At 73.2% G+C, this 19,072-nt stretch carries 20 protein-coding genes and 1 tRNA gene; 10 read left to right on the top strand and 11 right to left on the bottom strand.

The window, feature by feature from the left end:
* Positions 1-30: 30 nt before the first annotated feature.
* The 5 genes from ispD (at position 31) to AB0M92_RS05205 (ending at position 5,650) form a co-directional block, all read left to right on the top strand.
* Positions 31-777, top strand: a complete 747-nt coding sequence (gene ispD / locus AB0M92_RS05225; RefSeq protein ID WP_366100722.1) for a 2-C-methyl-D-erythritol 4-phosphate cytidylyltransferase — start codon at positions 31-33, stop codon at positions 775-777.
* A complete protein-coding gene (ispF, locus tag AB0M92_RS05220; RefSeq protein ID WP_366100721.1) occupies positions 767-1,279 on the top strand; it encodes a 2-C-methyl-D-erythritol 2,4-cyclodiphosphate synthase in 513 nt (170 codons plus the stop codon). Before ispD ends, ispF begins: the two co-directional genes overlap by 11 nt.
* Positions 1,280-1,435: 156 nt before the next feature.
* Positions 1,436-2,836 carry a cysteine--tRNA ligase gene (gene cysS / locus AB0M92_RS05215; RefSeq protein WP_366100720.1) on the top strand — a complete coding sequence of 467 codons (1,401 nt, stop codon included), beginning with the start codon at positions 1,436-1,438 and terminating at the stop codon, positions 2,834-2,836.
* Between the two features lie 101 nt (positions 2,837-2,937).
* Complete coding sequence (gene rlmB, locus AB0M92_RS05210) at positions 2,938-3,909, top strand: 23S rRNA (guanosine(2251)-2'-O)-methyltransferase RlmB (protein ID WP_366100719.1); 972 nt, start codon at positions 2,938-2,940, stop codon at positions 3,907-3,909.
* A 178-nt stretch (positions 3,910-4,087) separates the two neighbouring features.
* A complete protein-coding gene (locus tag AB0M92_RS05205) occupies positions 4,088-5,650 on the top strand; it encodes a DoxX family protein (protein WP_366100718.1) in 1,563 nt (520 codons plus the stop codon).
* A gap of 96 nt (positions 5,651-5,746) precedes the next feature.
* On the opposite strand, the gene AB0M92_RS05200 is transcribed toward AB0M92_RS05205, so the two are convergent.
* The 4 genes from AB0M92_RS05200 to AB0M92_RS05185 form a co-directional block, all read right to left on the bottom strand.
* Positions 5,747-6,526 (bottom strand): nucleotidyltransferase family protein, encoded by a 780-nt coding sequence (locus AB0M92_RS05200; RefSeq protein ID WP_366100717.1) that lies wholly within the window; start codon positions 6,524-6,526, stop codon positions 5,747-5,749.
* A 75-nt stretch (positions 6,527-6,601) separates the two neighbouring features.
* Positions 6,602-7,015 (bottom strand): hypothetical protein, encoded by a 414-nt coding sequence (locus AB0M92_RS05195; protein ID WP_366100716.1) that lies wholly within the window; start codon positions 7,013-7,015, stop codon positions 6,602-6,604.
* 188 nt (positions 7,016-7,203) lie between these two features.
* The gene (ugpC, locus tag AB0M92_RS05190; RefSeq protein WP_366100715.1) at positions 7,204-8,292 is read right to left on the bottom strand and encodes a sn-glycerol-3-phosphate ABC transporter ATP-binding protein UgpC; all 1,089 of its coding nucleotides are present in this window, start codon (positions 8,290-8,292) and stop codon (positions 7,204-7,206) included.
* Between the two features lie 84 nt (positions 8,293-8,376).
* Positions 8,377-8,511: a hypothetical protein gene (locus AB0M92_RS05185; protein WP_366100714.1), complete on the bottom strand. Its 135-nt coding sequence runs from the start codon at positions 8,509-8,511 to the stop codon at positions 8,377-8,379.
* A gap of 160 nt (positions 8,512-8,671) precedes the next feature.
* Here AB0M92_RS05185 and AB0M92_RS05180 point away from each other — a divergent pair.
* Positions 8,672-8,749 (top strand) — tRNA-Thr (locus tag AB0M92_RS05180).
* An 85-nt stretch (positions 8,750-8,834) separates the two neighbouring features.
* Here the strand turns inward: AB0M92_RS05180 and AB0M92_RS05175 are convergent.
* Complete coding sequence (locus AB0M92_RS05175; protein WP_366100713.1) at positions 8,835-10,217, bottom strand: FAD-binding oxidoreductase; 1,383 nt, start codon at positions 10,215-10,217, stop codon at positions 8,835-8,837.
* Positions 10,218-10,386: 169 nt separating this feature from the next.
* On the opposite strand from AB0M92_RS05175, the gene AB0M92_RS05170 reads away from it, so the two are divergent.
* Together AB0M92_RS05170 and AB0M92_RS05165 are read left to right on the top strand one after the other, a co-directional pair.
* Positions 10,387-11,295, top strand: a complete 909-nt coding sequence (locus AB0M92_RS05170; protein WP_366100712.1) for an aminoglycoside phosphotransferase family protein — start codon at positions 10,387-10,389, stop codon at positions 11,293-11,295.
* A gap of 37 nt (positions 11,296-11,332) precedes the next feature.
* On the top strand, positions 11,333-11,812 hold the full coding sequence (locus tag AB0M92_RS05165) for a GNAT family N-acetyltransferase (RefSeq protein WP_366100711.1): 480 nt from the start codon (positions 11,333-11,335) through the stop codon (positions 11,810-11,812).
* Positions 11,813-11,908: 96 nt separating this feature from the next.
* Here the strand turns inward: AB0M92_RS05165 and AB0M92_RS05160 are convergent, their stop codons facing one another.
* Positions 11,909-12,415 carry an FBP domain-containing protein gene (locus tag AB0M92_RS05160; protein ID WP_366100710.1) on the bottom strand — a complete coding sequence of 169 codons (507 nt, stop codon included), beginning with the start codon at positions 12,413-12,415 and terminating at the stop codon, positions 11,909-11,911.
* A gap of 79 nt (positions 12,416-12,494) precedes the next feature.
* The gene (locus AB0M92_RS05155; RefSeq protein WP_366100816.1) at positions 12,495-13,499 is read right to left on the bottom strand and encodes a zinc-binding dehydrogenase; all 1,005 of its coding nucleotides are present in this window, start codon (positions 13,497-13,499) and stop codon (positions 12,495-12,497) included.
* Positions 13,500-13,650: 151 nt separating this feature from the next.
* Between AB0M92_RS05155 and AB0M92_RS05150 the strand changes: the two genes are divergently transcribed.
* The gene (locus AB0M92_RS05150; RefSeq protein ID WP_366100709.1) at positions 13,651-14,334 is read left to right on the top strand and encodes a pentapeptide repeat-containing protein; all 684 of its coding nucleotides are present in this window, start codon (positions 13,651-13,653) and stop codon (positions 14,332-14,334) included.
* A 19-nt stretch (positions 14,335-14,353) separates the two neighbouring features.
* On the opposite strand, the gene AB0M92_RS05145 is transcribed toward AB0M92_RS05150, so the two are convergent.
* The 4 genes from AB0M92_RS05145 to AB0M92_RS05130 form a co-directional block, all read right to left on the bottom strand.
* Positions 14,354-14,857 (bottom strand): hypothetical protein, encoded by a 504-nt coding sequence (locus AB0M92_RS05145; RefSeq protein ID WP_366100815.1) that lies wholly within the window; start codon positions 14,855-14,857, stop codon positions 14,354-14,356.
* A 72-nt stretch (positions 14,858-14,929) separates the two neighbouring features.
* Positions 14,930-16,123 carry a M4 family metallopeptidase gene (locus AB0M92_RS05140; protein ID WP_366100708.1) on the bottom strand — a complete coding sequence of 398 codons (1,194 nt, stop codon included), beginning with the start codon at positions 16,121-16,123 and terminating at the stop codon, positions 14,930-14,932.
* Positions 16,124-16,297: 174 nt separating this feature from the next.
* Positions 16,298-16,939 carry a response regulator transcription factor gene (locus tag AB0M92_RS05135; RefSeq protein WP_366100707.1) on the bottom strand — a complete coding sequence of 214 codons (642 nt, stop codon included), beginning with the start codon at positions 16,937-16,939 and terminating at the stop codon, positions 16,298-16,300.
* Entirely contained in the window at positions 16,936-18,063 is a 1,128-nt protein-coding gene (locus AB0M92_RS05130) for a sensor histidine kinase (RefSeq protein ID WP_366100814.1), read from the bottom strand. The genes AB0M92_RS05135 and AB0M92_RS05130 overlap by 4 nt, the downstream gene beginning before the upstream one ends.
* Positions 18,064-18,484: 421 nt before the next feature.
* On the opposite strand from AB0M92_RS05130, the gene AB0M92_RS05125 reads away from it, so the two are divergent.
* Entirely contained in the window at positions 18,485-19,054 is a 570-nt protein-coding gene (locus tag AB0M92_RS05125; RefSeq protein ID WP_366100706.1) for a heme-binding protein, read from the top strand.
* The last annotated feature ends 18 nt before the right edge of the window (positions 19,055-19,072 follow it).

Below are 19,072 nucleotides of genomic sequence, written 5' to 3'. Positions count from 1 at the left end.
CGAAGTCACAAACCTGGCTCGGAGCTACTGATGTCTGACGAATCGCGTCCCCACCGCACCGCCGCGGTGATCCCGGCCGCCGGCCGGGGGGTACGCCTCGGCCCCGGCGCCCCCAAGGCCCTTCGGGCCATCGGCGGCACCCCCATGCTCATCCACGCCGTCCGCGCGATGGCCCGCTCCCGGGCCGTCTCCCTCGTGGTGGTCGTGGCCCCGTCCGACGGCGCCGCCGAGGTGCGCCGGCTCGTCGACGAGCACACGCTGCCCGACCGGACCGAGATCCTGGTCGTCCCCGGCGGCGAGACCCGCCAGGACTCCGTGCGCGCCGGCCTCGCCGCGCTCCCCGCGGACGTCACCTCCGTCCTCATCCACGACGCGGCCCGCCCGCTCGTCCCCGTGGACACCGTCGACTCCGTCGTCGAAGCCGTACGCGACGGCTCGCCCGCCGTGGTACCCGCGCTGCCGCTGGCCGACACCGTCAAGGAGGTCGAGCCCGGCGGGCCCGGCGAGGCCGAGCCGGTCGTCGCCACCCCCGAGCGGGCCCGGCTGCGCGCGGTACAGACCCCGCAGGGCTTCGACCGCGCGACCCTCGTACGGGCGCACGAGGCCATCGCCGTCAACGGCGAGGGCGCCACCGACGACGCCGGAATGGTGGAACAGCTCGGCATCACCGTCATGGTGGTCCCCGGCCACGAAGAGGCCTTCAAGGTCACCCGCCCGCTCGACCTGGTCCTCGCCGAGGCCGTACTCGCCCGCAGGAGGGCCACCGATGCCTACTAGCCCCGCCGCTTCCCCCGCCGTCCCCCTGATCCCGCTCGTCGGGATCGGCACCGACGTACACGCCTTCGAGACCGGGCGCGAGCTGTGGTGCGCCGGGCTGCTCTGGGAGGGCGAGGACGGCCTCGCCGGCCACTCCGACGGCGACGTCGCCGCCCACGCGGCCTGCGACGCCCTGTTCTCCGCCGCCGGCGTCGGCGACCTCGGCGCGCACTTCGGCACCTCCCGCCCCGAATGGTCCGGCGCCGCCGGCGTCACCCTCCTGGCGGAGGCCGCCCGCATCGTCCGCGCCGAGGGCTTCGAGATCGGCAACATCGCCATCCAGGTGATCGGCGTCCGCCCGAAGATCGGCAAGCGGCGCGAAGAGGCCCAGAAGACCCTCTCCGCAGCCGCCGGAGCCCCCGTCTCCGTCTCCGGCACCACCACCGACGGCCTCGGCCTCACCGGGCGCGCCGAAGGCCTCGCCGCGATCGCCACCGCGCTGGTGTACCGGGCGAATTCCTAGACGGAGTCACGCCGATCGGGCCGGGCTCGCGGCTCCCCGATCCGGTCTGATCGGCGAGACGCCCCACAGCCGCGACCACACCGCTTCCGCAACAAAGCACCCCCGCGCGCCGAAAGGGTCGCGGGGCACTGCTACAGGCCCACTACCCTGGATGCCGTGACTATTCGCCTGTACGACACCAGCGCCCGGCAGATCCGCGACTTCACCCCGCTCGTCCCGGGCTGCGTCTCGATCTACCTCTGCGGCGCCACCGTCCAGGCGGCCCCGCACATCGGGCACATCCGCTCCGGTCTGAACTTCGACATCATGCGCCGCTGGTTCGAGTACCGCGGCCTCGACGTCACCTTCGTCCGCAACGTCACCGACATCGACGACAAGATCATCGCCAAGGCCGGGGTCCAGGCCCGCCCCTGGTGGTCCATCGGCTACGACAACGAGCGGGCCTTCAACGACGGCTACACCGCCCTCGGCTGCCTCCCGCCCACGTACGAGCCGCGCGCCACCGGCCACGTGCCCGAGATGATCGAGATGATGCGCGGGCTCATCGAGCGCGGCCACGCGTACGAGGCCGACGGCAGCGTCTACTTCGACGTGCGCTCGTACCCGGGCTACCTGGAGCTGTCCAACCAGGACATCGACGACCTGCGCCAGCCCGCCGAACAGGGCATCACCGGCAAGCGCGACCCCCGCGACTTCGCCATGTGGAAGGCCACCAAGCCCGGCGAGCCGGACTGGGAGACCCCGTGGGGCCGCGGCCGTCCCGGCTGGCACCTCGAATGCTCCGCGATGGCGCACAAGTACCTCGGCAGCGCCTTCGACATCCACGGCGGCGGGCTCGACCTGATCTTCCCCCACCACGAGAACGAGATCGCCCAGGCCAAGGCCTTCGGCGACGAGTTCGCCCAGTACTGGGTCCACAACGCCTGGGTCACCATGTCCGGCGAGAAGATGTCCAAGTCACTGGGCAACTCCGTGCTCGTCTCCGAGATGGTCAAGGCCTGGCGCCCCATCGTCCTGCGCTACTACCTCGGCACCCCGCACTACCGCTCGATGATCGAGTACAGCGAGGAGTCGCTGCGCGAGGCCGAGTCCGCCTTCGCGCGCATCGAAGGCTTCTACCAGCGCGTCATCGAGAAGGCCGGCAAGACCGTCGACCCGGCCCCGGAGGTCCCGCCGGCCTTCGCCGAGGCCATGGACGACGACCTGGGCGTCCCGCAGGCGCTGGCCATCGTCCACACCACGGTCCGCCAGGGCAACAGCGCACTGGCCGCCGACGACAAGGACGCCGCCATCGCCCGGCTCTCCGAGGTGCGCGCCATGCTCGGCGTCCTCGGCCTGGACCCCCTCGACCCGCACTGGGCCGGGGAGTCCGACCGCGGCGAGGAGCTCCACGGCGCCGTCGACACCCTCGTACGCCTCGTCCTGGAGCAGCGCGAGTCCGCCCGCGCCCGCAAGGACTGGGCGACCGCCGACGCCATCCGCGACCAGCTCCAGCAGTCGGGCCTGGTCATCGAGGACAGCCCCACGGGACCGCGCTGGTCGCTCGGCCCGCGCTGAGCCGCGGCCGCCCGGAGCAGTCCGACTGTGCCGCCCGGCCTCCCGGGCGGCACACTCTTCATACGTACATATCGCAGGATCAACGAAAACAGGTAGAGGTCATGGCCGGGAACAGCCAGCGCAGGAACCGCCGCACGTCCAACAAGAAGGGCGCCACGGTCGGCAGCGGTGGCCAGCGGCGCAAGGGCCTGGAAGGCAAGGGCCCCACGCCCAAGGCCGAGGACCGCAAGAAGCACAAGGCGAACCGCATCTCCAACGCCATGGCCCGCCAGGCCGCCAAGCGCCGCCCCGCCCCGCGCCGCGGCGGCCCCAAGGGCACCAGCGAGATGGTCGTCGGCCGCAACCCGGTCTTCGAGGCGCTGCGCGACGGCGTACCCGCCACCACCCTCTACGTCCAGCAGTTCATCGACAACGACGAGCGCGTCCGCGAGGCCCTCCAGCTCGCCGGCGAGCGCGGCAACATCAACCTGATGGAAGCCCCGCGCCCCGAGCTCGACCGCATGACCAACGGGCTCAACCACCAGGGCCTGGTCCTCCAGGTCCCGCCCTACGAGTACGCGCACCCGGAGGACCTCACCGCCGCCGCGTACGACGAGGGCGACGACCCGCTGATCGTCGCCCTCGACGGGGTCACCGACCCCCGCAACCTCGGCGCGATCGTCCGCTCCGTCTCCGCCTTCGGCGGCCACGGCGTCGTCATCCCCGAGCGCCGCGCGGCCGGCATGACCGCCGGTGCCTGGAAGAGCTCGGCCGGCACCGCCGCCCGCACCCCGGTCTCCCGCGTCACCAACCTGACCCGCGCCCTCCAGGACTTCAAGAAGGCCGGCATCGCCATCGTCGGCCTCGCCGCCGAGGGCACGCACGAGGTGCAGGACCTGGAGGCGCTCGGCGGTCCCGTCGTCATCGTCGTCGGCTCCGAGGGCAAGGGCCTCGGCCGCCTCGTCGGCGAGAACTGCGACTACCTCGTCCGCATCCCGATGCCGGGCGGCGCCGAGTCGCTGAACGCCGGTGTCGCGGCCGGCGTCGTGCTCTACGAGGCCGCCCGCCGCCGGGCCACCCGCGGCCGCGTCTGACCCCCGGGCGGCGCCGCCGCCCTGATGGGGGCACCGCCGCCTTGATCCACTTGGCTCATGGAACGTGACCCGTGAGCGTGCCACCCCGCCCCTTTCGGGCGGGGTGGCTTGATCTTGACGGGTCTCGGACACATCCCTGCTGTCAAGGCAGTGTCCTAAACACTGATCACTCGGTTAGATGAGTGTGGACACCAGAACGTCAGGGTTCGACGACCAGCCCGCGCTGAGCATGGTCAAGGTGCCGTGCGACCCCGCACAGGTCATCGTCAACCACGCCAGCTTCCGCGTGCGGCTCGCACCGAGCCCGAGCGCGCGTTCCAAGCCCGCGAACGCCCCCGGCCGCGCGCCCGTCCTCGGCGGCGCCGCGGTCGCCGCCGCTGCCGGCGCGGGCCGCCGCCGGGCCCCCGTCGTCTGGAGCGGCAAGTCGGCCCCCGGCGACACCGCCGCCATGGGCGGACTCCTCCAGGCCGTACGCGAACACGGGCGCGGACACGACGAGTTCGACGGAGGCGCCACCCAGACCATCCCCCGCGTCGACCTCGCCCACGACCTCGCCGAAGACACGCTGGCCACGCCGACCGTCATCGGCCAGCGCACGTACGGGGACCCGGACGAAACCCGCCCGCTGACCTCCGTGCGCGACCTCCCGCACGACCCCCGGTACGCGGGCGGCGGCGGCCCGTACGACGGCCTCGACGGCGCCGCCGCCGCCGACTACCGCCGCAGCCCCTCCGACACCCGCGGACAGGCCTCGTACTACCCCGGCCGCCGCATGAACCTCGGCGTCGTGCTGCTCCCGCTGCGCGTCTTCCTCGGCTTCATCTGCATCTACGCCGGCATGGGCAAGCTGTGCGACCCCGTCTACTTCGACGGCGGCGAACGCGGCTCCATGGTCACCTGGCTGCGCACCCTCCACCCCTGGGCACTCGCCGAACCCCTGCGCGACTTCGCCCTCGCCCACCCCGTCGGGGCCGGGCTCAGCGTCGCTTTCCTCCAGGTCATCGTCGGCGTACTGACCGTCCTGGGCCTCTGGCAGCGGTTCGCCGCCTGCATCGGCGCCCTGCTGTCCGCCGCCCTCCTGATGACGGTCAGCTGGAAGACCGTCCCCGCCTACGACGCCCCCGACATCATCTACCTGGCCGCCTGGAGCCCGCTGATCATCGCCGGGGCCCCCGTCTACTCCCTCGACGGACGCCTCGCCAGCGAAGCCTGGCGAACCCTCGGACCGCGCTCCGAGATCTGGCGGCTGCGCCGGCGCGTCCTGCGCCGCGGAACCATCATGGCCACCCTCGTCTGCGGACTCACCCTGCTCATCGGCTCGCTCCTCGGCGGCGCCGTTCGCTCCACCACCGTGGTCACCGTCCCCGGGCCCGGCGAGGCCCCCAGCAACTACCTGCCCGGCTCCCCGCTCCCGCAGGCGCCGACCGGAAGCAAGCAGCCGCAGCCCCGGCAGCAACCCGCCACCCAGCAGCCCTCCAAGGCGGCCGAACCCACCGCCAGCGCCTCGGCACCCGCCGCCAAGTCCGGCCGCGGCAGCACCGGTTCCACCACCAAGCAGAGCGCCGGCACCGGCTCGCAGTCACCGACCGCGACCCGCGGCTCCGGCAGCGGCTCGAACTCGGGCGGCACGCCCCGGCAGTCCACCCCGAAGCCCCCGTCCTCCAGCTCCGGCAGCGGCGGCAGCGGCGGCGGGGACACCGCCCCGAAGAAGCCCGGACTGGTCGGCGGCCTCCTCGGCTGACGGCCGTACGCGAAGGGGCCCGGCGCGCGATGTGCGCGCCGGGCCCCTTTCCGTCGTCCGCGCCCCGCCCTCAAGCCGGCTGCCCTGCGGAGGCCCTCAGGAGCCGCTCTGAGCGGCCAGCTCCCGCGCCGCCTCGGTCAGGTCCTTCGCCGTGTCGATCGCCCGCCAGTAGGCCCCCTGCGGCAGCGGGAAGCCCGCCAGTCGCCGCTCACGGGCCAGCCGCGGGAACGTCGTGCGCTCGTGGTCGCCCAAATCCGGCAGCAGCGGCGCGAATTCGGGACCGAAGACGTACACCCCCGCATTGATCAGATACGGCGACGGCGGCGACTCGATGAAGTCCAGCACCTGCCCGAACTCGTTGGTCTCCACCGCCCCCCACGGGATCCGCGGCCGGGCCAGCGCCAGCGTCGCCGTCGCCCCCCGCTCCGCATGGAACTCCGCCATCTCCCGCAGCGAGAACCGCGTCCAGATGTCCCCGTTCGTCGCGTACCACGACCGGTCCGGGTGCGGCAGGTGGCGAGCCGCGTACTTCAGCCCGCCCCCGCGCCCCAGCGGCTCCTCCTCCACCACCGTGGTCACCCGCAACGGCAACTCCGCCCCCGCTAGCCACTCCTGCAACACCTCCGCCAGGTGCCCGCACGAAACCACGGCGTCCGTCACCCCCTCGGCCGCCAGCCAGGCCAGCTGGTGCCCGATGATCGGCACCCCGGTCCCCGGGATCTCCACCATCGGCTTCGGCCGGTCGTCCGTATACGGACGCAGCCGCGAACCCTGGCCTCCCGCCAGCACGACCGCCTGAACAGGCGTCTGCGCGAGGGAGGCCGGATACGCGGCCGCGGAAACGGAGGAGCGGGACACGGGGGGTGCGTCGGTCATGGCCGTCACAGTAGAGGCCCCGGCGCGGCGGAGGACGGCGACGCCCGTCAGCCGTCAGCCGTCGTTCGTCAGTGGTCAGCCCATCGAGGCGACGCCGGTCGCGTACGCGGTGTCGCACACGGGGCGCGCGAAGGACTGCGCCTTCGTCGGCCCGTACACGTCCACGGCGGCCCGGCCCAGCGCCCGCGCGATCCCCACGCAGTGATCGGCCAGCGACGGGCGCCGGTCCACCTCCTGCTGAAGGTGCGTCAGTACGTCACCCGGAGCCTCACCCTGCTGGAGCTCGCCCAGCAGCTTGTCGCGCAGCACGTCCTGCGCGGCGCGCGGCTTCGCGGGAACGGACACGTCCTCGGCGGACGCGGTCAGGATCTGGGAAGGCGTGTTGTCCGCCCAGGGGACCATGGTGACCGCGAGCGTCCCGGACAGGACCAGGACGACGGGCAGGACCAGGGCGAGGGAACGGCCGATACGGCGGGCAGTGTGGGTCACGAGGGCGAGAGTAGCGCTCGGTGAAGATTTGGCGACATTTAGTCACCCGGTCGGGGGATGGTTCGACGTGGCTTTTCGATTTAAGGGTTGACGAGTGGGGCCGAATGGCCCGGTCTGCCCCGGATGCGGAACGGGGCGTCCCTCCCTCCGGAGGAACGCCCCTGCCCCTACTCGCTCTTGGTGGCGGGTCAGCCGGAGAGGCGCTCGCCCGAGGAGGTCGAGAACACGTGGATCTCGTCGGCCCGCGGCACCACGTGCAGCGTCGAACCCTTCTCGGGCACGTGGCGGCCGCCCACGCGCACCACGATGTCCTGCGCGCCCTCGGCCTCGGTGGTGCGGCCGTAGACGTAGCCGTCGGCGCCGAGCTCCTCGACGACGTTGACCGTGATCGTCAGACCGCCCTCGGTGCCGATGTCGAAGTGCTCCGGGCGCACGCCCACGGTGACGGTGCGGTCGCCGGCGTCCGCGGCGGCGGACAGCGCCTCGCGCGACACCGGGACCACGCTGTCGCCGAACTTCACGCCGCCGTCGGCGATCGGGACCTCGACCAGGTTCATGGCCGGGGAGCCGATGAAGCCGGCGACGAACAGGTTCGCCGGGCGGTCGTACATGTTGCGCGGGGTGTCGACCTGCTGGAGCAGGCCGTCCTTGAGGACCGCCACGCGGTCGCCCATCGTCATGGCCTCGACCTGGTCGTGGGTGACGTAGACGGTGGTGATCCCGAGGTCGCGCTGGAGCGCGGCGATCTGGGTGCGGGTGGACACGCGGAGCTTCGCGTCGAGGTTCGACAGCGGCTCGTCCATGAGGAACACCTGCGGCTTGCGCACGATGGCGCGGCCCATGGCGACGCGCTGGCGCTGACCGCCCGAGAGCGCCTTCGGCTTGCGGTCGAGGTACTGGGTGAGGTCGAGCATCTTCGCCGCGTCCTCGACCTTCCTGCGGATGGTCGCCTTGTCCTCGCCGGCGATCTTGAGCGCGAAGCCCATGTTGTCGGCGACGGTCATGTGCGGGTACAGCGCGTAGTTCTGGAACACCATCGCGATGTCCCGGTCCTTGGGCGGCAGGTGCGTGACGTCGCGGTCGCCGATGCGGATCGCGCCGCCGTTCACGTCCTCCAGGCCGGCCAGCATGCGCAGCGAGGTGGACTTGCCGCAGCCGGAGGGCCCGACGAGGACGAGGAACTCGCCGTCCTCGATGTGCAGCTCCAGCTCGTCGACGGCGGGCTTGTCGCCGCCGGGGTACAGCCGGGTCGCCTTGTCGAAAGTGACAGAAGCCATGGTGATGAATCCCTTCTACCGGCAGGAACGTGCCGGACGATCCGAGTGGAAGGTCTAGTCCAGTAAGGAGGACTCCGCCCGACGCTACCCGGCGTACCCCGTCCTGTCAGCACCCCGGGGCCCGTGACTTCCGCCTCGGTCGACGCCCGGGACCTCGCGCTTGACGCGCTTGGCCTCCGCGCCCACCCCGCGGGTCTCCTGCTCGGTGGCTTCTGCCACGGCCCCTCCCCGGCCCTGCTGTCCGATGGCCGGACATGCACTCCGGTGCGGATGACGAACGTGAGGGCGAGGGGTTGCGCCGGCTGGAAAGGTCTTCGCGGGGAGGTCTGGTCGCTGTGTAAAGTGAAGGCGATTCTGTGCGCTGTGCAGCGTCAAATGTGCCCCCTTAGCTCAGCCCGGCCAGAGCACCCCACTTGTAATGGGAAGGTCGTCGGTTCGAATCCGACAGGGGGCCCCATCCCAGGTCGCAGGCTGGTTGATCCAGGGAACTCGTACAGAAGCGGAAGGCTCCGGGTGATTATCCGGAGCCTTCCGCTTTGTTGTCAGTGGCGCCCCGAGATGCGGTCGGCCAGGCGGGCCAGTGGGGTCGTCCGCGAGGTGTGGGTCGCCGTCTCGTGGCGGTCCGCCTCGCGGTAGGCCGCGTACAGGGCCTGGACGCCGAGCCAGCGGAAGGGTTCCGGTTCCCAGCGCCGGACCCGGTGGTTGACCCAGGGGAGCGCGGTGAGTTCCGTGGAGTCCCCGAGGACCAGGTCGCGGAGCGTGCGGGCCGCGAGGTTCGACGTGGCCACGCCCGAGCCCACGTAGCCGCCCGCCCAGCCGAGGCCGGTCGTGCGGTCCAGGGTGACCGTGGCGCACCAGTCGCGGGGGACGCCGAGGACGCCGGACCAGGCGTGGGTGATCTCGACCCCGGTGAGGAGCGGGAAGAAGGAAGTGAGGAGGTTCGTGAGCGACGTGATCGTCGACTGCTGCGTGGTGCCGTCCGTGTCCGTGCGGGAGCCGAAGCGGTACGGGACCCCGCGGCCGCCGATGGCGATGCGGTCGTCCGCGGTGCGCTGGGCGTACATGTAGGCGTGGGCCATGTCGCCGAGGGTGCAGGCGTCCGACCAGCCGATGCGGGACCAGACCTCGGGCGGCAGCGGGGCCGTCGCGATCATCGAGGAGTTCATCGGGAGCCACGAGCGCTTCTGGCCCTTGAGGGCGGCGGTGAAGCCCTCCGTGCAGCGCAGGACGTACGGGGCGCGGACGGTGCCGTACGGGGTGACGGCCTGGCGGGGGGCGATTTCGGTGACGGGTGTGGATTCGTGGATGACCACGCCGAGGCGCTCGCAGGCGGCGGCCAGGCCCTTGACGAGCTTGAGGGGGTGGATGCGGGCGCCGTGCGGGGTCCAGGTGGATCCGACGGCGTCGGCGACGTCGATGCGGGCGCGGGTGTCGGTGGCGTCGTAGAGCTCGCGGTCGCTCTCGCCGAAGGCGAGTTCGGCGGTGTGGAAGGCCTTGAGGCGGCTGAGCTGGGCGGGGGTGCGGGCGACTTCGAGGACGCCGCCGCGGTGGATGTCGGCGTCGATGGATTCCTTGGCGGCGGTGTCGATGACTTCGGTGACGGTGTCGTTCATGGCCTGCTGGAGGCGTTGGGCGGCCTGGTGGCCGTGGAGTTCGGCGTAGCGGTCGCGGCCGGCGATGCCGTTGTAGAGCCAGCCGCCGTTGCGGCCGGAGGCCCCGTAGCCGCAGAACTTCTGCTCCAGGACGGTGACGCGGAGGTCGGGGGCGGCGGTCTTGAGGTAGTACGCGGTCCACAGGCCGGTGTAGCCGCCGCCGACGATGACGACGTCGGCCGTGGCGTGGCCGGTGAGGGGGGCGCGGGGTGGCTGGTGGGTGGCCGTCTGATCCGTCGCGTACCAGAAGGAGATGCCGCCGTTGATCGTCATGAGGAGTTGGTACAGGGCGTGGCGGAGGGGTGTCCAGGTACCGGATGTCGGGTTTCGGGGTGGTGGAGGTGGCCGTTTGGGTGGTGTGGCGGGGGTGGCGGGGTCCGTAGGGTGCCGGTGGGTCATTTGTGCCGGTTGCGAGAGGTTTGGTGGGTGGTGGGTGGTGGGCGTGGTGGAGGTTCCGGACGGGCTGGTGCGGGCGCAGATCGCGTACGGCGGGGACGCGGGCCGGGAGTTCATCGCCGGGCTGCCCGCGCTGGCGGCAGGGTCCCTGGAGCGGTGGGGGCTGCGGCGCACCGGGCCGGCGATGCACGGGGTGACGGCTCTGGTGCTGCCGGTGGAGCGGGCGGACGGGTCGGCGGCCGTGCTGAAGCTGGGGCGGGTGGACGAGGAGAGCGCGGGGGAACCGACGGCGCTGCGCGCGTGGGGCGGGCGGGGCTGCGTGCGGCTGCTGGAGCACGATGCGGTGTCCGGCGCGCTGTTGCTGGAGCGGCTGGACGAGCGGCGGCCGCTGTCGGAGCTGGCGGAGCGGGATGCGCGGCAGGCGGTGCGGGTGGTGGGGGAGTTGCTGGTGCGGCTGACGCGGGTGCGGGCTCCGGCCGGGGTGCGGGGGCTCGGGGGTGTGGCGGCGGGGATGCTGGGGTCGGTACCGGCGGCGCTGGGGCGGGTGGCGCCGGGGCGGGCGCGGGGGCTGGTGGCGGATTGCGCGGCGGCGGTGGCGGAGGTGGCGGGCGAGCCGGGGGACCGCTTGCTGCACTGGGATCTGCACTACGGCAATGTGCTGGCGGGTGGGGCCGGCGGTGGCGGCCGGGGGCCGTGGCTGGCGATCGATCCGAAGCCGCTGGCGGGCGATCCGGGTTTCGAGTTGCTGCCGGCGATCCGGAACGAGTTCGCGGCGCAGGAGGTGCGGTGGCGGTTCGACGCGCTGACGGGGGCGCTGAGCCTGGACCGGGAGCGGGCCCGGGCGTGGACGCTGGGGCGGGTGCTGCAGAACGTCTTGTGGGACGTGGAGTCCGGGGAGCGTGAGCTCGACGAGGAGCAGCTGCTGGTGGCCGAGTTGCTGCTGGGGCGGCGGTGACGTCCCTGGGTCCCTGGGGAGTGTCTAGGCTGCCGGAATGATCAGGAGTGCTGTTGTCGAAGACGTTCCCGTCATCCATGCCATGATCCGCGAGCTCGCGGAGTACGAGAAGGTGCCGCACGAGGCGCGGGCCACGCCGGGGCAGTTGCGGGAGGCGCTGTTCGGGGAGCGGCCGGCGGCGTTCGCGCACATCGCGGAGACGGAGGACGGGGAGGCCGTCGGGTTCTCGGTGTGGTTCTTGAACTTCTCGACGTGGCGCGGGGTGCACGGGATCTACCTGGAGGACCTGTACGTACGGCCGGGCGTGCGCGGCGGCGGGTACGGGAAGGCGCTGCTGGCGGAGTTGGCGCGGATCTGTGTGGAGCGCGGGTACGAGCGGCTGGAGTGGGCGGTGCTGAAGTGGAACGCGCCGACGATCGCGTTCTACGAGGCCTTGGGGGCGCGGCCGCAGGACGAGTGGTCCGTGTACCGGCTGACGGATGAGCCGTTGAAGCGGCTGGGTGCGGTGCGGGGCTGAGCGTGAGGTCCGGGGCCGGGTCCGGGGCGGACCGGGGCCGGGGCCGGTCCGGACCCGGCGCGGGGGTGGAGGCGTTGCGTCGGGGTGGTGGCGGGGTCAGGCCGCCGTGATCTTCGTCGTGAAGGAGTCGAGGTTCGCGCGGGTGCGCTCGATCTTCTCGGGGAGCGTCAGGGTCTCCTCGTACCGGCCGGCGCGCAGCTTCGGCTGGCGCTTGCCCCTGACGTAGAGGGAGCAGGCGAGGTCGGAGCAGACGTAGATGCCGACGGTGTTGCCCTCGCGGCCGCGGGCTCCGGCGAGGGGCGCGACCAGGAGGGAGACGCCGGAGGCGGCGTGGCCCGTGAGGCAGATCTGGCAGACGCTGGACTTGAGGGCGCTGGTGCGGCTCGTGCCCGGGACGCGCAGGGTGATGCCGACGGGGGTGCCGTCGGCGTCCTGGCGTACGAGGTGGGCGCGCAGCGGGGCACCGGGGTCGATCCAGCCGAGGAAGTCGAGGTCATCCCAGGGGAGCTCGCTGAAGTCCAGGGGGAGCTTGAGGCGTGCGGCCTCGCCCTTCGTGCAGTTCACAAAGGAGGAACGGATCTGTTTTTCGGTGAGCGGGTCCACGCGGGTGGACGGTACGTGGGGATACGGGCCGCTGTCATCCGATATTGCCGGCGGGGGCGGGCGGCGGGGGCGGGGTGCTTCAGGGTTCGAGGACGACCTTGCCGGTGGTGGCGCGGGTTTCCAGGTCGTGATGGGCGGTGGCCGCTTCGGCGAGCGGGTAGCGCCGCAGGGCGGGCCGGAGCCGGCCGGCGGCGGCTTCGGCGAGGGCGCGGGTTTCGAGGTGGCGCAGGGGGGCGTCGCCGCCGCCGGCTGCCGCGGCGCGCCGGAGCATGGCGGGGCCGAGGACGTTTTCGGTGGTGATGCCGCGGGCGGTGAGGCGGGTGCGGTCGGCGTCGGTGAGGGGGATGGGGCCGGCGGACCAGCCGAAGACGAGGTGGAGGCCGCCGGGGGCGAGGAGGTCGAGGGCGGTGCGGGCGGTGGGGCCGCCGACGGAGTCGAAGAGGACGGTGGCGCCGGCTGGGTGGGCTTCGCGTACGGCTCGTGGCCAGTCGGGGGAGGTGTAGTCGAGGGCGAGGTGGGCGCCGTTCGCGGCGGCCAGGGCGGTTTTGGCGGGGCCGCCGGCGAGGGCGATGACGGTGGCGCCGGCGGCCAGGGCGTGCTGGACGAGCAGGGTGCCGATGCCGCCTGCGGCGGCGGGGACGAGGGCGGTGGAGTGCGGTCCGAGGTCGGCGAACTGGAGGATCCCGAGGGCTGTGCGGCCGGTGCCGATCATGGCGACGGCCTGGGCGGGGTCGAGGCCGGGCGGTACGGGGTGCAGGCGGTCGGCGTCGGCGACGGCGTACTCGGCGTAGCCCCCGGGGGCGAAGCCGAGGTGGACGACGACCTGGCGGCCGAGCCAGGCGGGGTCGGTGCCGGGTCCGAGGGCGTCGACGGTGCCGGCGACCTCGCGGCCGGGGATGGTGGGGAGTTCGGGGAGGGTGTGGACGGGGCTCGGCGCGCCTTGGCGCAGGGCGGTGTCCAGGAGGTGGACTCCGGCGGCGGCCACGGCGATGCGGACCTGGCCGGGGGCGGGTGTGGGGGTTTCGGTGCGCTCGTGGACGAGGTTCTCGGCGGGGCCGAAGGAGTGGAGGCGGATGGCGCGCATCGTCTGCGGGCTCTGCGGGCTCTGCGGGCTCTGCGGGGTGTCCATGCGGACAGGCTCTGACCTCAAGCGCGGTTGAGGTCAAGGGGTGGGGGCCGCTGCCGGCGGGCGGGTGCCGGTGGGCTTTGTCAGTGGGGCGGGGGACGATGAGGGGGTGGCGCGCAAGGATCAGCAGGGGCAGCGGGAGACGGTGAAGGCGGCGCGGCGGCCGGAGGTGCGGCTGCCGGAGCTGAACGCGTGGGAAGGCGGTGGGCTGGAGCCGGACGGGGACTACGACGGGCTGGAGTTCGCAGACCTGGATTTCGCGGGGCAGGAGGGGATCGGGGCCCGGTTCATGGACTGTGCGCTGCGGCGGTGCGCGCTGGACGAGACGGGGCTGGCGAAGGCGCGGATCCTGGATTCGGTGCTGGAGGGGGTCCGGGGGGTGGGGACGGACCTGTCCGGGGCTTCGCTGCGGGACGTGGAGCTGGTGGAGGCGCGGCTCGGCGGCGTGCAGTTGCACGGGGCCGTGCTGGAGCGGGTGGTGTTCCGCGGGGGCAAGATCGACTATCTGAACCTGCGGAAGGCACGGCTCAAGGACGTGGTCTTCGACGGGTGCGTGCTGGTGGAGGCGGACTTCGCGGGCGCGGTGCTGGAGCGGGTGGAGTTCCGTGGGTGCGCGCTGCGGGGGACCGATTTCACGGGGGCGCGGATGGTGGACGTGGACCTGCGGGGGGCCGCGGAGCTGGACATCGCGCGCGGGGTGGGGGCGCTGGCCGGTGCGGTGATCAGCCCGCCCCAGCTCTTCGACCTGGCCCCGGCCCTGGCGGCCCAGCTGGGACTGCGCGTCCTGTCGTGATCCCGCGGCGGGGGGGGGCTTACGCCGGGACGCGGGGGAAGCGGGACTGGAGGGTCCAGATGGTCGGGTTGTCGGCCAGCGTGTCGTGCATGTCGGTCAGGTCCGCGATCACGTCGTGCAGGAAGTCGCGGGCCTCGCGGCGCAGCAGGCGGTGGCTGAAGGTCAGCGGTTCCTCCTCCGCCGGCATCCAGTCGGCCTCGATGTCCACCCAGCCGAAGCGGCGCTCGAAGAGCATGCGGTCGGTGGACTCGGTGAAGTCGAGTTCGGCGTACTGCCGGTGGGCGGAGCGGCTGCCGCGCGGGTCCTGGTCGAGCTGCTCGACGATGTCGCACAGCGCCCACGCGAAGTCCAGTACGGGCACCCATCCCCAGGCTGTGGACACTTCCCGGTCCTTGACGGTGTCCGCGAGGTAGACGTCCCCGCAGAACAGGTCGTGGCGCAGGGAGTGGACGTCCGCCGAGCGGTAGTCGGTCTGCGGGGGGTCCGGGAAGCGCCGGGAGAGGGAGTAGCCGATGTCGAGCACGTACCCGATGGTGTCACGGGTGCGGCCCGGTGGTGGCACCGGTGTGCGGCCCTCCCCGTCCCGGCGGCGGCGTCAGCGGACGTTGACGGCCGCCCAGGCCGCCGCGACGCGGCCGTATTCCGCGCCGGTCGGGCCGTAGAGGTCGGCGGCGGCCATGAGGGTGGCGGTGCGGGCGCGGGCGTAGTTGGTGGTGGAGTTCATGTACGTGCTCAGGGCCCGGTACCAGATGCGGACGGCCTTGTCCTGGCCGATGCCGAGCAGCTTCGAGCCGTCGTAGGTGGGGGAGTCGTAGGCGATCTTGTTGATCTCCTTGGGGCCGCTGCCCTCGGCGAGGAGGTAGAAGAAGTGCCGGGCGGGCCCGGAGGCGGCGTACGGGTCCAGGGTGCCGATGTCGCGTGACCAGTAGTCGCGGGAGTGGCCGTCGAGGCTGGGGTGGTCCATGCGGCGCAGGGGGCCGTCGGTGAAGGCGCGCTCGCCGATGAAGTAGTCGCCGACGTCGGTGGTGTTGTCGGCGAAGAACTCGATGGCGGTGCCGAGGATGTCGGCGGTGCCCTCGCCCAGGCCTCCGGGCTCGCCGGCGGAGGTGAGGCCCGCGGTGGAGGCGATCACGCCGTGGGTGAGCTCGTGGCCGACGATGTCGAGGGTGGCGAGGGTCTTGCCGGTGACGGGGTCGTCGCCGTAGTTGGCGCAGAAGCAGCTCGGGTCGAAGAAGGCGTTGGGGTAGTTGCTGCCGTAGTGCACGCGGGAGGTGACGCCGGTACCGTCGCCGCGGATGCCGTTGCGGCCGAGGACGCCCTTGTAGAAGTCCCAGGTGACGGCGGTGGCGTAGTGGGCGTCCACGCCGGCGGACTGGCGGTTGGCGGGGGTGCCGGTGCCGCCCCAGTCGTTGTCGGGGTCGGTGAAGAGGGTGCCGCCGCCGGTCTGGTTCATGGCGTCGAGGGTGCGCTGGTTGCCGCGGGTGGTGTCGCGGAGCTGGTATGCGCTGCCGGTGAAGTAGGTGGTGAGGGGGACGGTGCCGGAGTGCTGGCTGTGGCCGGTGCCGACGGCGCCGGGGCCGGGGGCGGGGCCGATCCCGGTCCCGATCGCGGGGCCGATCCCGATCGCGATGGCGGCGCCGGTGCCGGTGGTGCCGGTGGTGCCGGTGGTGCCGTGCGGGGTCTCGGCCGCGGACGTCGCCGGGGCCGTCACCGCCGTGGCCGTCAGGGCGGCGGCCGTCCCGAGGAGGACGGCGAGGCGGGTGCGGCGGGAGGACGTGGGGTGGGTCACTCGGGCTCCTTCGCGGTGGCCGGGGTGGCGGCGCGAGAGAGCGTGACAGGGCGGAGCCCGGCTTTGGCAGGTCTACGACAAGGATTGCCGGGGATCCCGCGCCGGTTGTCCGAACACGCCCCGCCCGATGTCCGGATCCCGCCGCCCGGCAGACCGCCCCGTCCGGCACGGCGTCTACGGGAGCAGGCGCTGTTCCTTGGCCACCGCGACCGCTCCCGCGCGGGTGTCCACGCCGAGTTTGTCGTAGATGCGGCCCAGGTGGGTCTTGACCGTGGCCTCGCTGATGAACAGGGCCCGGGCGATGTCGCGGTTGCCCAGGCCGCGCGCCAGCTGGCCCAGGATGTCCAGTTCGCGGTCGGTCAGCGTCGGGCGCGAGCCGCGCATGTGGGCCATCACCCGGCTCGCCACCGGCGGGGAGAGCGTGGTGCGGCCCGCCGCCGCCGAGTGGATCGCCGCGAACAGCTCCTCCGGGCGCTCCGCCTTCAGCAGGTAGCCCGTGGCGCCCGCCGCGATGGCCCGGGTGACGTCCGCGTCCGTGTCGTACGTGGTCAGGACCAGCACGTGCGGCGGGTCGGTCACCGCCGTGATGCGGCGCGTCGCCTCGACCCCGTCGATGCCCTCGCCCAGCTGGAGGTCCATCAGCACCACGTCCGGGCGCAGCTTCGCCGCCAGGGCCACGGCCTCCTCGCCGCTGCCCGCCTCGCCGAGCACCTCGACGTCCGGCGCGCTGCCCAGCAGCGCCAGCAGGCCGGCGCGCACCACCGCGTGGTCGTCGCAGAGCAGGATCGTCGTCATCGGGGTGGTTCCGGTCGTCATGCGGGGGGCTCCAGGGGGATGGCCGCGGAGAGGACGGTGCCCTCGCCGGGGGTGGATTCGAGGGTGAGCGTGCCGCCGAGCTGGCGGACGCGGGCGCGCATCGCCGGGAGCCCGTGCCCGCGGTCCCCGGCCGCCGTACGCGTGCCCGGCCGCGGCTCGGTGAAGCCCTCGCCGTCGTCGGCGACGTCCAGGACGACCTGGTCGCCCAGGAAGCTCAGGGTCAGGGCCGCGGTCCGGGCGTGCGCGTGCTCCCGTACGTTGGCCAGCGCGCCCTGCGCGATCCGCAGCAGCGCCGACTGGACGCGGTCCGGCAGCGGGGCCGGGGCGCCCTCCAGGTGGAAGCGGACCTCGATGCCAGGGCCCGCGTCGAGCGCGCGCAGCGCGTCGGCGAGCCCTGCGCCCCCTTCGAGCTCGGGCGGGGCCAGGTCGTGGACGAGGCGCCGCGCCTCCGCCAGCCCGCGCGCCGCGATGCCGGTGGCGGTACGGACGTGCGCGCGGGCGGTGGCCGGGTCGCTGTCCCAGGTGCGGTCCGCGGCCTGGAGCAGCATCTGCTGGCTGGACAGGTGCTGGGCGAGCGTGTCGTGGATCTCCATCGACAGCCGCTGGCGCTCGGCGAGGGTGCCCTCGCGCCGCTCGGTGGCGGCGAGCTCGCGCCGGGTGCGGATGAGGTCGTCGATCAGGGCGCGCTGGGACCCGGCCTGGCGCTCCATGTGGACGAAGACGGCGGTGGCCAGGGCGGCGATGGCGGGCGGGGCCAGCAGGAGGTTCGGGTCGAACTCGCGCGAGAGCTTGAGCTGGGCCGCCACCACGAACACCGTCAGCAGGGCCACCAGCACGATCGCCGCGCGCGGCGGCAGGGTGCGCAGGGCGGTGAAGAAGAGGGGGACGGCGCACCAGGCGAAGCTGGGCGCGAGGACGACGAGCACCACCCAGACCGCCACCACCAGTCCGAGCCAGAGCAGCCGGCGCACGGTGGGCGCGGCCCCGAGCGCGGGGCCGAGTACGTACAGCAGGGCCAGCGCGATGCTGAGGGCGATGATCCACGGGGTACTGGGCGAGCCCGGGTGGCGCAGCAGGAAGCGGGCCACCGAGGCGCCGAGGAGCAGGAAGAACGCCGTGTGCATGACGGCCGCCAAGGCCCGCGTGTCGGCCTTGCCGGGCGCGGCGCCCGGCGCGCCGGGCGCACCTGCCGTCCGTGGCGCACCCGCCGCACCCGCCGCACCGAGTGCCCCCGGCTCTCCCGGCGGCGGTACGCGGCTCACGTGGCTCACAGCGGGCTCCCGGGTCGTGGTCTGGCTCCTCCATCGTGCCTGCTGGTGCGCGATGGCGTCGTGCGCGATGGCGTCGCGCGCGACGGCGTCGTCCATCCCATCCGCACCCGCACCCCCTGCGCATCGGCCGATCGGTTGACCCCCGGGTCAGCCGGTGCGGCAGCCGTCGCGAGCCGGTACGGGGACGGGCCGGGACCGGCTGCGGCCCCAGGCTTGGAGCAGCAGAACGAGCCGACGTACCCAGCCCCGGCCGACGCACCCAGGAGCAGCAGACATGAACACCCGCACCCGCATCCTCACCGGTACCGCCCTCGCCGTCGCGCTCGGCGCCGGGACCTTCGGCGCGGTCAGCGCCAGCGCCGCGCAGTCCGAGACCGCCCCGGCCGCCGCCGCTGCCGCCGCCACCGCGAAGAAGGACGGCGGGGCGGACGAGAAGAACTTCACCACCACCACCCACCTCACCGTCGACGCCGCCACCCGCGCCGCCCAGGCCGCGCTGGACGCCGCGCAGAAGGAGAACCAGAAGGTGACGGTCGCGGTCGTGGACCGCAACGGCAACACCATCGTCACCCTGCGCGGCGACGGCGCGGGCCCGCAGTCCTACGAGTCGGCGCAGCGCAAGGCCTACACCGCCGTGTCCTGGAACGCCCCGACCTCGGTGCTCGCGGGCCGCCTCGCCCAGACCCCGAACCTGAAGGACATCCCCGGCACCCTGTTCCTCGGCGGTGGCACCCCGGTGCAGGCCAAGGGCGCCCCGGTCGCCGGCATCGGCGTGGCCGGCGCCCCCAGCGGGGACCTGGACGAGAAGTTCGCCAAGGCCGGCGCCGACTCCCTGGCGAAGTAACGCCCCGGAGTACGACAT

Origin of the sequence: Streptomyces sp. NPDC051582 (assembly GCF_040681715.1) — a bacterium.
Classification (GTDB): domain Bacteria; phylum Actinomycetota; class Actinomycetes; order Streptomycetales; family Streptomycetaceae; genus Streptomyces.
Note: the sequence above shows the minus strand (reverse complement) of the source record. Positions and strands in the feature narration are given on the sequence as shown.

Coding starts and splice junctions, on each gene's coding strand:
- ispD (WP_366100722.1), top strand. CDS start 31: ATGTCTGACGAATCGCGTCCCCACCGCACCGCCGCGGTGATCCCGGCC.
- ispF (WP_366100721.1), top strand. CDS start 767: ATGCCTACTAGCCCCGCCGCTTCCCCCGCCGTCCCCCTGATCCCGCTC.
- rlmB (WP_366100719.1), top strand. CDS start 2,938: ATGGCCGGGAACAGCCAGCGCAGGAACCGCCGCACGTCCAACAAGAAG.
- AB0M92_RS05205 (WP_366100718.1), top strand. CDS start 4,088: ATGAGTGTGGACACCAGAACGTCAGGGTTCGACGACCAGCCCGCGCTG.
- AB0M92_RS05200 (WP_366100717.1), bottom strand. CDS start 6,526: ATGACCGACGCACCCCCCGTGTCCCGCTCCTCCGTTTCCGCGGCCGCG.
- ugpC (WP_366100715.1), bottom strand. CDS start 8,292: ATGGCTTCTGTCACTTTCGACAAGGCGACCCGGCTGTACCCCGGCGGC.
- AB0M92_RS05175 (WP_366100713.1), bottom strand. CDS start 10,217: ATGACGATCAACGGCGGCATCTCCTTCTGGTACGCGACGGATCAGACG.
- AB0M92_RS05165 (WP_366100711.1), top strand. CDS start 11,333: ATGATCAGGAGTGCTGTTGTCGAAGACGTTCCCGTCATCCATGCCATG.
- AB0M92_RS05155 (WP_366100816.1), bottom strand. CDS start 13,499: ATGCGCGCCATCCGCCTCCACTCCTTCGGCCCCGCCGAGAACCTCGTC.
- AB0M92_RS05135 (WP_366100707.1), bottom strand. CDS start 16,939: ATGACGACCGGAACCACCCCGATGACGACGATCCTGCTCTGCGACGAC.
- AB0M92_RS05130 (WP_366100814.1), bottom strand. CDS start 18,063: ATGCACACGGCGTTCTTCCTGCTCCTCGGCGCCTCGGTGGCCCGCTTC.
- AB0M92_RS05125 (WP_366100706.1), top strand. CDS start 18,485: ATGAACACCCGCACCCGCATCCTCACCGGTACCGCCCTCGCCGTCGCG.